The 14,182-nt window shown below is 41.2% G+C and carries 11 protein-coding genes; 4 read left to right on the top strand and 7 right to left on the bottom strand.

Annotated elements, in window-relative coordinates; genetic code table 11:
- Positions 1-4: 4 nt before the first annotated feature.
- Positions 5-2,827 (top strand): S-layer family protein, encoded by a 2,823-nt coding sequence (locus tag L8106_RS15050; RefSeq protein WP_009785195.1) that lies wholly within the window; start codon positions 5-7, stop codon positions 2,825-2,827.
- A gap of 289 nt (positions 2,828-3,116) precedes the next feature.
- Entirely contained in the window at positions 3,117-5,468 is a 2,352-nt protein-coding gene (locus tag L8106_RS15045) for a CHASE2 domain-containing protein (protein ID WP_009785194.1), read from the top strand.
- On the opposite strand, the gene L8106_RS15040 is transcribed toward L8106_RS15045, so the two are convergent.
- Positions 5,465-5,662 carry a hypothetical protein gene (locus L8106_RS15040; protein WP_009785193.1) on the bottom strand — a complete coding sequence of 66 codons (198 nt, stop codon included), beginning with the start codon at positions 5,660-5,662 and terminating at the stop codon, positions 5,465-5,467. The two genes, L8106_RS15045 and L8106_RS15040, sit on opposite strands and share 4 nt — an antisense overlap.
- 612 nt (positions 5,663-6,274) lie before the next feature.
- Here L8106_RS15040 and L8106_RS15035 point away from each other — a divergent pair.
- Positions 6,275-6,847 carry a DUF928 domain-containing protein gene (locus tag L8106_RS15035; RefSeq protein ID WP_009785192.1) on the top strand — a complete coding sequence of 191 codons (573 nt, stop codon included), beginning with the start codon at positions 6,275-6,277 and terminating at the stop codon, positions 6,845-6,847.
- 126 nt (positions 6,848-6,973) lie between these two features.
- Here the strand turns inward: L8106_RS15035 and L8106_RS29655 are convergent, their stop codons facing one another.
- From L8106_RS29655 to L8106_RS15025, 3 genes are all read right to left on the bottom strand, one after another.
- The gene (locus tag L8106_RS29655; RefSeq protein ID WP_009785191.1) at positions 6,974-7,177 is read right to left on the bottom strand and encodes a hypothetical protein; all 204 of its coding nucleotides are present in this window, start codon (positions 7,175-7,177) and stop codon (positions 6,974-6,976) included.
- 12 nt (positions 7,178-7,189) lie between these two features.
- On the bottom strand, positions 7,190-8,713 hold the full coding sequence (locus tag L8106_RS15030; protein WP_009785190.1) for a ShlB/FhaC/HecB family hemolysin secretion/activation protein: 1,524 nt from the start codon (positions 8,711-8,713) through the stop codon (positions 7,190-7,192).
- 204 nt (positions 8,714-8,917) lie between these two features.
- A complete protein-coding gene (locus tag L8106_RS15025; protein ID WP_009785189.1) occupies positions 8,918-9,142 on the bottom strand; it encodes a hypothetical protein in 225 nt (74 codons plus the stop codon).
- Between the two features lie 255 nt (positions 9,143-9,397).
- Here L8106_RS15025 and L8106_RS15020 point away from each other — a divergent pair, with 255 nt between their 5' ends.
- Positions 9,398-10,447: a mannose-1-phosphate guanylyltransferase gene (locus L8106_RS15020; RefSeq protein WP_009785188.1), complete on the top strand. Its 1,050-nt coding sequence runs from the start codon at positions 9,398-9,400 to the stop codon at positions 10,445-10,447.
- Positions 10,448-10,739: 292 nt separating this feature from the next.
- Here L8106_RS15020 and L8106_RS15015 read toward each other — a convergent pair whose 3' ends face one another.
- The 3 genes from L8106_RS15015 to L8106_RS15005 all read right to left on the bottom strand — a co-directional run bounded on the left by L8106_RS15015 (position 10,740) and on the right by L8106_RS15005 (position 14,108).
- On the bottom strand, positions 10,740-11,516 hold the full coding sequence (locus L8106_RS15015; protein ID WP_009785186.1) for a BMC domain-containing protein: 777 nt from the start codon (positions 11,514-11,516) through the stop codon (positions 10,740-10,742).
- Positions 11,517-11,730: 214 nt separating this feature from the next.
- Entirely contained in the window at positions 11,731-12,405 is a 675-nt protein-coding gene (locus L8106_RS15010; protein ID WP_009785185.1) for a carbon dioxide concentrating mechanism protein, read from the bottom strand.
- Between the two features lie 38 nt (positions 12,406-12,443).
- Complete coding sequence (locus L8106_RS15005) at positions 12,444-14,108, bottom strand: ribulose bisphosphate carboxylase small subunit (RefSeq protein WP_009785184.1); 1,665 nt, start codon at positions 14,106-14,108, stop codon at positions 12,444-12,446.
- Between the last annotated feature and the right edge of the window lie 74 nt (positions 14,109-14,182).

Here is a 14,182-nt window from a genome sequence, read left to right as displayed (position 1 = left end):
TGAGATGATGTTTCAAAACTTGATTAGGGGATTCTACTTAGAGCTATTTAAAGCGAGTTTACTGACGGTTTCACTAGCTTCTATTCCTGTTTCTGCACAAATTATTCCCGACAACACTCTACCTCAAAACTCCGTTGTCACTCCTCAAGGTAATATCCGACAAATTGATGGGGGAACGAGAAAGGGAAACACTCTATTTCATAGTTTTGAACGGTTCTCTGTACCAACGGGTGAAACGGCTTTTTTTAATAATGCTGTTGATATTCAGAATATTTTCTCTCGCGTTACTGGAAGTTCTATTTCTGAGATTAATGGGGTTCTCAAAGCTAACGGCGTTGCGAATTTATTTCTGATTAACCCCAATGGAATTATTTTTGGTGAAAATGCTTCCCTTAATATTGGCGGTTCGTTTTTTGCCACCAGTGCTGACAGTGTTGTTTTTGCTAATGGAACAGAATTTAGAACAACAAACCCCAACGCTCCACCGCTATTAATTATTAACATTCCTGTTGGCTTAAGGTTTAGAGAAAATCCCGGCTCAATTGTCAATCGTTCTCGCTCCACTTTCATTACAAGCGACGATATGGGTCAACAGATTACGACCAGAGGTTTACAAGTTCCATCCGAACAAACCTTAGCTTTGGTGGGCGGAAATGTACGCTTGGAAGGTGGAATTTTAACGGCTCCATCAGGAAAAATTGAGTTAGGAAGTGTAGCCGGAAATAGCTTTGTTGGTATTAATTATGAGTCGGAAGGATTTGCTATAAATTACAATAGAGTTGAGAATTTTCAAGATATTGGTTTGTCTGATTTAGCTGAAATAAATACCAGTGGAGAGCGAGGCGGAGAGATTCAAATTCAAGGTAGACAAGTGAATTTAACAGGTGATTCTGCAATGATTTCCTCTACTTTGGGTTCGGGAATGGGTGGAGATATTTTCATCGTTGCTTCTGATTCTATAACGATTGAACAACAGAGTGGCTTATTTGCTGAAGTCGGTCAAAATGCAACGGGTCGGGGTGGAACAATTACCATTGAAACAAGACAGTTAACGCTCACAAACGGGGCGCAAATTTCCCTGACAACCTTGGGGTTTGGTCAAGCAGGAAACTTAGCGATCGCCGCAACCGAATCAATTGATTTGATAGGAGAAGCGCCTGATAGAGAAAGCCCCAGTGGTTTGTTTGCGAGAGTGGAAGCGGGAGCAACGGGAAATGGAGGTAATATTAATCTCGAAACAAATCGTTTAACTGTTAGGAATGGGGCGCAAATTTCAACGGATACTTTTGGTTTTGGTAATGCGGGTGATTTATTTGTAAATGCTTCAGGAGTAGAGGTTGTTGGTTCTACGGTAGATGGTCGGTTTGCGAGTGGTTTATATGCTCAGGTGGGTGAGAGAGGTACTGGAAATGGAGGCAATTTAACGATTAATACCGATCAATTAATTGTCAGTGAAGGCGCACAAATTGGTACAATTGCTCGCAATACCGGACTTGCTGGAATTTTAACAATAAATGCTAATAATGCGGTAATTATAAGTGGAACTGCATCAGTTTCAGAACCCCAGGAAGACCAAAGAAGTGGGATTTTTATTTCGGCCGAGCCTGCATTTGAAGATGAATTAGGTAATTTAATTATTACCACTGCGGATGCTGGAGAATTAATTATCAATACCCCAGAATTAATTGTTGAAAATGGGGCGAGAATCTCTGCGGATAATTTTGGGACGGGCGGCGGAAGTAATGTTAACTTAAATATTAATCGGTTAATTATTCGAGATGGAGGGCAAATTGGGGCGGGTTCTCTTGTCGAAGACGGTGCTATTAATAATGAGCGGGGTTCGGGTGGAACGTTAACGGTTAATGCTGGTGAATCTGTAGAAATTACGGGTACAGATACCATTGGTTCAACTGTAGAAAATAGTCGCTTATTTACCTTAGCAGAAGGAACGGGAGATGCGGGTAATTTAAGCATTTTTACGCCCAATTTAACCGTTGCTAATCAAGGAGAAGTGAATGTGAGTGCGACGGGAACGGGAGAGGCGGGTAATTTAACCGTTGAAGCGAATTCAATTCGTCTGAATAACGGCAGTCTGCGAGCAGAAACCCGTCAGGGAACTCAAGGAAATGTTACAATTAATGCGCCCGATATTCAACTGCGTCGGGGCAGTCAAATCACTACAAATTCCTTAGAAACGGGTACGGGTGGAAATATTACGATTAATAGTAATCAGTTAGTTGCGATTGAAAATAGCGATATTTCTGCGAACGCTCAAGCGGGGTTAGGCGGTCAAGTTATTATTAATGCCGATGCCGTTTTTGGAACCCAATTCCGTACTCAACAAACGGGTGCGAGTGATATTACGGCAACCTCTGAACTGGGTGCAGAATTTAGCGGAACGGTTGAACTTAATAATGAAATTGACCCTGCTCAAGGGTTAATAGATTTACCTCAAACTGTTGTTGATCCAGCAGCGTTAATTGCTCAAGATCCCTGTAGACAAGGTGCTGAGAGTGAATTTGTGATTACAGGTCGAGGGGGATTACCTCCGAGTCCTCAAGAGATTCTACGCAGTGAAGAACCTTTTGTTTTCTTAATAGAATTACCCCCAGAATATGAGTCTCGCCGTAATCATTCATCCTCTCAGAAAAATCGAGTGCCGCGAAATATTTCCCCCAACCTCAATCAACCCGTTTCGAGTTTAGATATTGTTCCCGCTAGAGGATGGATACGAAATGAAAAAGGAGAGGTTATTTTAGTGGGTTATGACCCGACTCAAACGGGAGTTCAGCGTCAGCGACAATATTTAATTCAATGTCAGCCTTAAATCATCAAAGCTATTTGATATTTTTTGTACTTAATTATTAATGAATAAGTAAAGTTGCTTACTTTGAGGAGATGTGCATAGTTTTGTGAAATCAACCGTAATAATAGATGTAAACATTCTATTTACCTGCTAACCTAGAAATAACTTAATTTTGCGAGTCTGTAACGATCTTGGCGAATTGTGTCGTTAGTTGTCAAGTCACTTCAACTCACTAAACCCCTCTCAGTTGCCTGACCCGTTAAACCCAGAAATAGAATCAATAATTTAGAATTAAAACGCTGGAAAAAACGTGAATCAATCTGTTGTTATTAACTTTAGTGAAGGAAGCTGTCAAAGTGGTTTTTCAACGGTTGTGGCTCAGTTGTGGGAAAGTAATCGCAGCCTCAAAACTCAATGGACAGGAAGTTTACCCCCTGCTTTAGAACTTTTAGAACTTTATCAAAAATGGCGTTTATTATATCCGATGATGTATGACGCTTGTGGGTGGCGACAATCAGAAATTGAGTTTGAAGATGAGGAAGTTACTCAAGTTTCGGAAGCAGAATTTAAGGAAATTTGTCAGCAGTTAAGAACAGGTTTAAATCAATGGTTGAACTCAGGTTCATTCGGTAGAATTGAACGCCAGATGCGAACCTATCTGACTCCCGAACAACAAATTCGGATTATTATTCAAACAGAAGATACACAACTCCGACGTCTTCCTTGGCATTTATGGAACTTTTTTATTGACTATCCAGATGCCGAATTAGCGTTAAGTATTCAACAATTTCAACCGCCCATTCCTAAACCTCGTTCTCGAAAAAAGAAAGTTAGACTATTAGCAATTTTAGGGAATAGTCAAGGGATTGATGTTCAAACAGATCGCCAAGTTTTACAACAACTTCCCCAAACTGAAACAGTGTTTTTAGTCGAACCTCAACGTTCAGAATTAGATCGTTGGCTATGGGATGAACAGGGATGGGATGTTCTCTTTTTTGCCGGACATAGTTTTTCTCAAGCCGGAGATACAACAGGTAAACTAGAAATAAATCCTCAAGAATCAATTTCTATTGAACAACTCAAAAATGCACTCAAAGCAGCAATTAGACAAGGATTACAACTCGCTATTTTCAACTCTTGTGATGGTTTAGGATTAGCCCGTCAACTGGCTGATTTACAAATTCCCCAATTAATTGTGATGCGAGAATCGGTTCCGGATGGGGTTGCCCAAGCCTTTTTAACTCACTTTTTACCGACCTTTGCGAGTGGAAAATCCTTTTATCTTTCGGTGCGAGAAGCCCGAGAAAAGTTAGAAGGTTTAGAGACACAATTTCCCTGTGCTTGTTGGTTGCCTGTTATCTGTCAAAATCCGGCAACAATAGCACCCAGTTGGTCACAATTACGAGATGGAATCAAACCAGAAAAAGTTCCACCAAAAGTTAATATCTCTCCGCAAATTTTACTGACTGGCGTAAGTTTAACGGTAAGTTTATTAGTAATTATAATACGATTTTTGGGTTTTTTACAACCCCTTGAACTCAAAGCTTTTGATCAACTCATGCGATTGCGTCCTGATGAGGGAATGGATTCGCGGCTATTATTAATTACAATTACCGGGGCAGATGTACAAAGTCAACCCCCAAAAGAACGTCAAGCTACTTCACTTTCTAATCGTGCTTTAGAACAATTAATTGAAAAGCTAATGCAATATCAACCCCGTGCAATTGGGTTAGATATCTACCGAGAAATGCCGACTGAATCTGAGTCTAAAACATTGATTAATTATTGGCAAGGTTTAGATCGGTTAATGGGAGTGTGTAAAATTGGAGAAGATGCAAATGACCCGGGAATTGCCGCCCCAAAAGAAATCCCCCAAGACAATTTAAGAGAACGAGTAGGATTTAGTAATACAGCAATTGATTCTGATAATATTATCCGACGTCAATTGATTGGTCAAGCTTCTCCTCAATATTCTTTATGTCAAGTTGATACTTCGCTGAATTTTCGTTTGGCGTTGCGTTATTTAGCCGATGAAGAAATAACTGATGAAGTGACAAAATCAGGAAATGTCAAAATTGGAGAGGCAATTTTTCAGCCTGTAGAAACAAATTCTGGTGGATATCGATCTATAGATGCTAGAGGATATCAATTTTTGATTAATTATCGTGCAGGAAAGCAGATAGCACCCCGATTAACTTTAGCAGAGGTTTTAGTCGAAAATCGGCTCACTTCAGAATTAGTGAAAGACCGAATTGTTTTGATCGGAACGACGGATAAAACCTTTAAAGATTTCCATCGCACACCCTATAGTCAAAGGTATTTTCCAGATATTCCCGGTGTGGTTATTCAAGCCCACATGGTTAGTCAAATTATTAGTGCAGTTAAGGATAAACGCCCTTTAATTTGGTGGTGGCCTGAATGGATTGAATTAGTTTGGATTGTTGGTTGGTCTGGTTTAGCGGCGCTTGAAGTTTGGATGTTAAACTCACCAAAGAAATTGATGTTTGCAATTCTGGGAAGTTTAATTTTTATGTATAGTAGTTGCTTCATTATTTTGTGGATTTCTGGCGGTTGGATACCTTTAATTCCCTCTGCGATCGCTTTTATTTCCACCGTTACCCTGATTATGATAATTCGCCGACTATTTAAACCTCAAAATTAATCGATCACCCAAAAACCCTGTTGTCGCCAATACTGTTCACGCAAGGCTTTGTCGAGGTCGTGGGACTGAAGCCAACCTTTATTGATCAGCAATTCACCCAATTTTTCGGAATACAAACACTGAAGGTTCAGGGCTTGTTCGAGTTGAGTCGAAGAAATCAGCTTCTTCTTTAATAAAATTTCACCCAGTTTCATAATCTGTAGTCCAAGTTATCCTATATGGTTCATAGACTGAAACCTATCGGCTTATGCACTTTTTTTTACAAAAATTCAAATTCGGGGGTTGAGGAGAAAAACAGCTTCTCAGTCTTCAATGTATAACTTAGGTTCAATTTAGAGTTGATAGAGTTCATTGATTTGTCAAGTCACTCATTTTGACGACAACACTCGAATTTTTTGAACAAATAGAAGTACAGATTGACCCCAAAATCCGCTTTCAAATCCCACAATCAGGTTTTTTATTTAAAATAAATATTGTTGAATTATCAAGATATCGCTACACAGTCTAAGTTTAGGATCATCTGGCTTAGGTTCTTTCCTGTGACTGCATAAACTCAACAACTCCAACCTATGAAAGATTAGGGGAGTAAAGCGAGTTGACTGAATTGGCAAATTAACATTTAAAATTAAAGTTGATTTGTTGACAAAACTTTAACCCTCTATTACATTATGTTACCATTCTCCTGATCGGGTACATATTCCTAGAAAGAACTCTTAAACCCCCTAAAGAACACTCAGACCTAAAGTTCTCGACCACACTCAAGATTTCGTTATCCAAACAGAAGACTTTGATTTGGAGTCCCACTTATGAATTCTCAAAATTTTCAGCATCGACACCTGATATCCGCCTTTCTTTGTGTAGGAATGTTACTGGGTTCTAGCACTTTAGCTTTAGCAGAATCTTCTCCTCATGATCAGATCAAAGCGATGACTAAAGCTGATAAGTCTAAAACCAGTTATACCGATAGAGGTCAGCCTGGTGTTCAAACCGGACAAGCCAGTAGAGGAAGTTGTACATCGGGAATTAATTCACAAGACTTACTCGCTTATATTCCTCAAGAAACCGCAGAAGGACATCCCCATTTTCAGTTTGAGATTCCGTTTGCATCCACAACATTTCACTCGGTTGAATTTATTTTAGTAGCAGATAATGCCGAGAGAGAAATGATTTATGAAACTCAGCTTGCGGCGAATCAATTATCTCCTGAAGTTCAGATAAATTTACCATCAAACTTAAGCGAATTAGAAGTTAATCAAAGCTATAACTGGAAATTGATTGTCCATTGTAGTGACCCGACTAATGTAGTCAATATGCAGGATGCGATTTATGTCGAGGGTTCAATCAAAAGAGTTCAGTTAAACGCAGGAACAGAAAGATAAAGGTAGCAGGATCTCACTTAAAATTCCACAGGATTTAATCTAAGATTTTATTGAAAATAGAGGTGTTTACACGCCTTTTTTTATGCGTTTATTTGGTTCCAACTTATTCTGACTCTAAGTTTACCTTTAAAATCGATAATTAATGCTAAAATAAATTCCATCATCTTGAATATTATCCCCTCGATCTCGGAAATCCACTAAAGGAAAACCATAGTCAAGTCTTAAACTCAGTCCATCTAATCCGAAAAAGGGGTCCCATAAAAACCCAAAACCTGTACTCACTAAAAAAGTTTGACGAGGTAATTTATTCGGATTATCAACTTGATCCAAACTGAACCCATCTCAAAAAGGTGAAATTTGCATGATCGGATCACCCGCAGAATTTCGTTTTACTGTAATCCGATCTTCTATGGAAAAACGAAATCCATTATCCCCTGTACGCAAATTTTGTCGATAACCTCGAACCGATTTTCCACCCCCAATCACAAACTGTTCAGCCGGAAGTAAACTATCCGCCGAAAGTTGAAGATCGCCTCGAACAATAATCAAGTTATTTTGATCAACAAGTTGAACTCGTTGTACTTGTCCTAACCAACTAAAAAATCGACTATCTGGAATTGGAGAATCATTCACTGTCGCCTCAAAAACATCAATCCCAAAATTAAATTGCGATCGCAAAGACCAAGATCCTTCTGAGTCTCGTTTGAGATAATCTTGACCTAGTTTAATCACCCGAGTTCGGCTATTTCCATCTTCATCAGGGCCAATAACAAAGGGTCGCGGTACATCTTCAAACACAAAAGTCTGACCATTTTGAATTGCAAAACTTAACGAAAATGCTAATTCTTCTCGGGGATTTCTAATAATCGGTTGACGATACGCTAATTCATAACGGGCTTGAGTTCCGCGAATATCCAGTTCCTCAAAAGGATCTTGCGTGACTCGATTTCGGTTAGGAGAAACTCGTAATAAAATTGTGCCGTCTTTAGCATTAATCGGAACTCGATAAGCAAAATCATAAACATCTGTTCCTCCTGTGGTTGAACGAGAATAGGAACCTGAAACTTCATCTCCCAGTCCAGTCACATTCTGAAATCCTAAACTAATTCCTGTTCGTTCACCACCAACACTCGGAGGCGAATAATTATCAATATTGATCCCTCCATAAAATCGTCTAGCTTCCTCAACTCGGACAATTAAAATACTTTCTCCAACTTCTCCACCGGGACGTAAACTGGCTTCAACGTTATTAAATAAAGGATTGATTCTCAGTAACCGTAATTGATCCTCTAATTTCTGAACATTTAAGGGAACATCGGCACCCAATTCAATTCGACTGCGAATATAACTTGAATTTAACCGTCTTGTTCCTTCGATTTCAATATTAGATAATCGACCTTCTGTAATCCGAATTTCGATCACACCATTTTCTATTGTTTGAGAAACAGGTCTAGCAATAGAAGTAATATATCCTCGATTAATATACAGTTGAGTAATTTCATCTGCGACTTCTCGTAATTCTTCAATTGTGAGTTCTCGACCTTCAAAAGATTTAACAATCGGATCAAAATCTTCTGCGTTAAAGACTGTACTTCCTGTCACCTCAATTTGACGAACGAAAATTTTAATGGTTTCAGGTTCGAGTTCAGGTTCAGGTTCTATCGATTCTGAAGGATCATATTGGGCTAATGATGAAAATTTATAGAGTTGAGGTTTAACGTCCATTTCTCTAGAGTCCGAACTCCAAATATTCGCTGTTCTAAGGGGTTGAAAATTGCTCGGATATAAGCTAGAATAAATAGAGGGTTCAGACAAGGATAGGTATCCTAAAGTTGTAATTTCAAAAACAGATTGAAAGAGAGACATATTTGAATAATATCCCAGTTAATCATGAATCAATCCTAGCGTTAGCTCGACTATTTATAAATCAGAACATGAAGCCCTAATGATCATCTCTTTTTCAATCGGATTAAATCTTCAAAAAAAATCATAAAAAATAGTACCAAAATCAAATTAACTTGGTACTGAATGTCTATTATAGATAGGATATCATCTGATCGGCTGAACAGATTAAGAATGCTCTATTTGTTCAGTGCTACGTTCCAACATAGACTCCTGTAAGTGATGTTCATGTTGACGTTCTTTGGCTGTCAACTCCCGGGCTTGTTCGTTGGTTTCCCCTTCAACATGGTGATCAACTTCCTCGTGGGCGCGATTTAACATCGATTCATGGAGGTGTTCGTCATGTTGACGTTCTTTGGCCATCGACTCCCGGGCTTGTTCTTGCAGACTCATGGTTAATCTCTCCAACTGATGAGTGTGTTGAGAATCTCTAATTACACTTTGCCATGATTGCAGCCAAAATGTAGCAAAGTTAACAGAAAAAAATATTAACCGCTTGAAATTTTCCAGAAAAGTGACACAGAGACAACTGGGAAAGCCAGAAGGGACAAAAACTCAGCCATTGAGACTGTACTCATTCTCAAATAACTGACAACAGACAACGAACAAATTAAGATTGAATTATTGATATCCAAAAATTCGAGACGCATGATACCTGTTATTCTCGCTGGTGGTAAAGGTGAACGGTTTTGGCCGTTAAGTCGCAAAGATCGCCCCAAACAGTTTTTAAGCTTAGATGGCAGTGGTCAGAGTCTATTACAAACGACTGCAAATCGCTTGCTTTCTCTGGCTGAAGATTGGGATGGACTGTGGGTAGTGACTTCGACAATGCTAGCCGATGGGGTTCACAAACAACTTCCCCAATTACCTCAACAAAATATTTTAGCCGAACCCGAAGGCCGAGATACGGCCCCTGCGGTCGCCTGGACAACAATAGAAATTGCCCGTCGTCATGGAGAAGATGCTGTTATTGGATTTTTTCCCGCCGATCATTGGATTGGTGAACCGGAGATTTTTGAGAAGACTTTAAAAGCCGCAAAACAGTTAGCAGCAACTCAAGATGTGATTGTAACTTTGGGCGTAAAACCCAGTTATCCGGCGACAGGTTATGGATATATTGAACAAGGTGAAAAGTTAGGGGTATTTGATGATTTTCCAGCTTATAAAGTTGTCCGATTTACAGAAAAACCCGATCTGCAAACTGCCGAAAACTTTCTTGCAACGGGTAAATTTAGCTGGAATGGCGGAATTTTTGTCTTTCGGGCAGGAGTCATGTTACAGGAATTACGAACTTATGTTCCTGAGTTAGTCAAGGTATTGGAAGAAAAAGGCGCAGAGGCTTATTCAGAATTATCAAAAATTAGCATTGATTATGCGTTGATGGAAAAGACCCAAAAAACTTGTGTTTTCCCGGTCGAATTTGCTTGGGATGATCTCGGTGATTGGAATGCTTTAGGACGGTTACATGAAAGCAAAGATTCTAACGTTGAATTAGCGCATCATCTGGGAATGGATACGAAAGATTCTATTCTCTTTAGTCAGAATGAAGACGAAATTATTGTCACTCTGGGTGTTGAAGATTTGTTAGTTGTGCGGTCTGGCAATGTCACATTAGTTGCCAAAAAAGAACGAACTCAAGAAATCAAGCAACTGTTAAAGAAGTTAGCTGAAGATCCCAGTTTGCAAGAGTTTTTGTAAGTCGATTAAACTCAAAAATTTATAACAAAATCAGGGTGTATCTCATCATGCCAAAATTATAATTTTGTTGAAATGAGTAAAAAAGCCTTAACTCTACACAATTTCATTAGGATCAACTCCTAACTCTCGCAGCCGTTGAGCAAGTTTTTAGGCACGTTCTTGGGCTGCAACAACTTGTTCTTGGGCATTGGGAATTAATTCCCCTTCTAGGGTCATCCAACGTAACCAAGAACGGTCTAGGGTTTCATAACTCCCTTGCCAAATCACATAACTTAACCGTAAATCTCGATACTTATAAATAATTATGTTCTTCTTCGACGTATTGAGGAAGTTCTTCAAACTGGGGTAATTTAACCGTTTCTTTCTCTGTTTCTTTCACATTTACAGGTAACGTTAAAGGCTGACGTGTTTCTTCTATCCAACAACTCGCTAACGGCAAAGTTTGTTCTAAATCATCTAAAGGTCGAGGAATCACCATCACAGCATTTAATTCCCCAATCCGTTCAGCTTCTAGCATTCCAGCCTCAACCGCCACCGCCACATCCGCCACCGAACCGCGAATAATCGCCGTACATAAAGCCCCCCCAATCATTTCATAGGAAGCCAAATAAACCTCTGCCGCTTTCAGCATCGCATCACAAGCCCCGACCATCGCCGGAAAACCACGGGTTTCCACTAGACCCACGGCTTGGTTACTCAACCGACTGTGACCGCCACTGCTGGCTAATTGAGATAAACGCGCACTAATCGGTAAAACATATTCTAAATTGGGAAGGGGTCGGGCAATGACCAGAGACGAAACAAATTGGTTAAACTGTTTAGCGGTATCTGTTCCCGTCTCTACAGCCAACCGAACATCGGCAATGCGACCCCGTACAATCGCTGTACAGTAACCACTACCAATTTTTTCATAACCAACGAGATGAACACCTGCTGACTTCAGCATCATGTCAGCCGTCCCCACAATTGCGGGAAAACTGAGAGTTTCAACCAGACCCAAAGCCATATCCTGGTATTCGGGTCGCTTCATCTGTTGAGGGGAAGTAAATTTTTGCAGGTGTGCATCCATGAATCACGATTTTTGGAGTTTGGACTAGAGATTTCAGTTCAAGGGAGTTGGGCAAAGGGGTATAGGCGCACAGAGACACTTCACAATGATGCTGAAAATTTTGATTGTCTTGTCTGTTCTCCCCTTCACCCGATTAGCGTGTGTGCTATTCTCCGAGTCTGCGAAACCCACAGCCCGATGGCTAATTCCCTACCTCTCTCTATTTTACTAATTTTTAGGGAGAGCGATCAGTTGGGTTGGAGTTGTTGAGAGATCGACGATGGGGAAGTAGTGTGTTTAACAACTGATTGAGATGAACTTGTCCATACACAATGCTTGCAGTCGGGTTGGGGGATTTCTCTAAAGAAGTCGCCGTAGTCGAGTTTGAAACTGACGAAGTTTCCGGCGAGACTTCTGAAGATTCCTCTGACTGTGAATTGTTCAGGTGATCCGTTGAAGACGTTTGAACTTCACCCGGATCATTTTTCTCAGTTGGGGACGTTTGAACTTCACCCAAATCATTTTTCTCCTCCTCGGAAGAAGAAGAAAGGGTCACAGAACGAGATTCATCCCCAATAATTGTACCTGCGGGTACAACCTGTTTGGCGGTGATCACCGGATTAAGAAGCGTTGTTTCCGCTCCGATACAAGCTTTTGCCCCAATTGTTCCATGACCCACCACTAAAACCCCTGCACCAATATTCGCTCCGGCTCCAACTTCAATCTTGCCCTGGTAAGCATGAATAATTGCTCCCATCCCGATACAAACCCCAGTGGCAATCACAATTTGACTATCTGGATCAGCTTGTAGGATCACTCCCATTGCGATCGCAACACTGGGGTCAATTGTGACATCGCCACTCACGAAAGCAGAGGCATTGTTCAGGGGTTGCGGTGGCGACCTATACATTAAGTGTGAACCTCTAGAAATATCAGCAGCCAGTTGAGTTAGTTGGGTTTCTGGATAATTTCTTCCATCACCCGACGCTTGGCTTTGGGATCAATGCCAATTAAGCGTACATACTCACCGCTATGCTCTTGCATACAGGCTTCTAAAGCTGCTATCACCTCCGCATCGCGGGTTGACTCAATAGGAGCGCAACTCCGCCAAGAGCTAGTCCGGAAGTGGCGTTGATCAGCGTGTTCGGTGCCGATTTTGTGACCTTGAGCCAGTAAGCTGCGAATCGAGGCAATCGTCTCTGAACTGAGGCTACTATTTGCTGAACTCACAGACGCTGTAGGGCTATTGTAGGCAGCCACCCGAGAAGTCGGTGTAAAGGTTGATTTGGGCGTAGACTGAGCAGGCTTGCTATCAGGGCGTTGAATGATTTCTTCAGCAACGCGACGCTTGGCTTTGGGATCAATGCCAATTAAGCGTACATATTCTCCCGAATGTTCTTGGGCAAAAGCTTCAACTTGAGCCAGCACATCTGTCAGGCGAGTCGATTCAATGGCTGGGCCACTCCGCCAAGAGCCAGTCCGGAAGCGACGCTTATCTGCGTTTTCTAAGCCAATTTTGCAGCCTTGAGCCAATAATTGACCGATTTGTTCACTCAAGTTAGAACCTGTGCTGCTGGCAACTCCGGCACTGGGGCGGCTAGAGACGGGAGCCGCAGGCGAAGGTCTAGAAACTTTCCCGGTGGAGGAGGCTTGTACCGGGCCATCAGGACGTTGAATGATTTCTTCTAAAACCCGACGTTTGGCTTGAGTATCAATTCCCAATAGGCGAACATACTCTCCTGCGTGTTCTTTTAAGCAAGCTTCCAAGGCTGCAACGACTTCGTTGGGGTTGCTAGAGTCAATGGGAGTACAACTGCGCCAAGAGCTAGTCCGAAAGCGGCGTTGATCGGCGTGTTCACTACCAATTTTGTAACCTTGAGCGAGCAGTTGTTTGATCTGTTGAACAATAGAGGAATTGAGGCTGCTACTGCTGCCATTGTAACTATAATTCATTGAGCTTTGTCCATTACCATTACTTCTTTGACTGTCTCCTTCGTGATGAACCGAAGCGATGCAAGCTGCATTTTCTGAGCATTGATAACCTGCTTTCAGAGATTGGTTCACACCGATGACGTGAGTAGAAAATTTCAGGTCAGCGTCGTTGACATCGGGTAAGCGATCAGCTTGTTGTTGGTTGGTAATAATTGCACCGGAAGGCACATATTTACCGGGGGGAATTTCCACATCTTGAATCAAGGTGTGCATCATAATAATGCAGCCATCTCCAACTTTGGCGTTAAAGACGGTTGAGCGAAAGCCGATGAAACAATTATTTCCCACATATGCTGGGCCATGAATCAACGACAGATGGGTGATTGAGGTATTTTTACCAATCCAAACGGAGTAGGACTGACCATCATCCCCTTTAACTCGGCCTTCTTCTAAGCCATGAATCACCACTCCATCTTGGATATTGGAGTTTTCTCCAATGGAAAAGGGGAAACCTTCATCCGCACGGATGGAAGTTCCCGGAGCTACCAATACATTCGCTGCAATTCGCACATCACCGATGATGTTAGAAAAGGAGTGAACGTAGGCGCTAGAATCAATTTTCGGCTCGGCTAGGTTTTTTGACCAAGGAGTAGGAGGAGCCGCTAGACTACGGACTGCCATAATTGAATTTCTCCTAACCAATCTTTAAATTAGTTTTCTGTTGTTTACTGTGAAATTGATCGGAAAATTTAGCT

It is taken from the genome of Lyngbya sp. PCC 8106, from assembly GCF_000169095.1.
Classification (GTDB): Bacteria; Cyanobacteriota; Cyanobacteriia; order Cyanobacteriales; family Microcoleaceae; genus Capilliphycus.
Note: the sequence above shows the minus strand (reverse complement) of the source record. Positions and strands in the feature narration are given on the sequence as shown.

Excerpts from the sequence above, each read along its gene's own strand:
- L8106_RS15050 (WP_009785195.1), top strand. The coding sequence starts at position 5 with ATGATGTTTCAAAACTTGATTAGGGGATTCTACTTAGAGCTATTTAAA.
- L8106_RS15040 (WP_009785193.1), bottom strand. The coding sequence starts at position 5,662 with ATGAAACTGGGTGAAATTTTATTAAAGAAGAAGCTGATTTCTTCGACT.
- L8106_RS15035 (WP_009785192.1), top strand. The coding sequence starts at position 6,275 with ATGAATTCTCAAAATTTTCAGCATCGACACCTGATATCCGCCTTTCTT.
- L8106_RS15030 (WP_009785190.1), bottom strand. The coding sequence starts at position 8,713 with ATGTCTCTCTTTCAATCTGTTTTTGAAATTACAACTTTAGGATACCTA.
- L8106_RS15025 (WP_009785189.1), bottom strand. The coding sequence starts at position 9,142 with ATGAGTCTGCAAGAACAAGCCCGGGAGTCGATGGCCAAAGAACGTCAA.
- L8106_RS15020 (WP_009785188.1), top strand. The coding sequence starts at position 9,398 with ATGATACCTGTTATTCTCGCTGGTGGTAAAGGTGAACGGTTTTGGCCG.
- L8106_RS15015 (WP_009785186.1), bottom strand. The coding sequence starts at position 11,516 with ATGGATGCACACCTGCAAAAATTTACTTCCCCTCAACAGATGAAGCGA.
- L8106_RS15010 (WP_009785185.1), bottom strand. The coding sequence starts at position 12,405 with ATGTATAGGTCGCCACCGCAACCCCTGAACAATGCCTCTGCTTTCGTG.
- L8106_RS15005 (WP_009785184.1), bottom strand. The coding sequence starts at position 14,108 with ATGGCAGTCCGTAGTCTAGCGGCTCCTCCTACTCCTTGGTCAAAAAAC.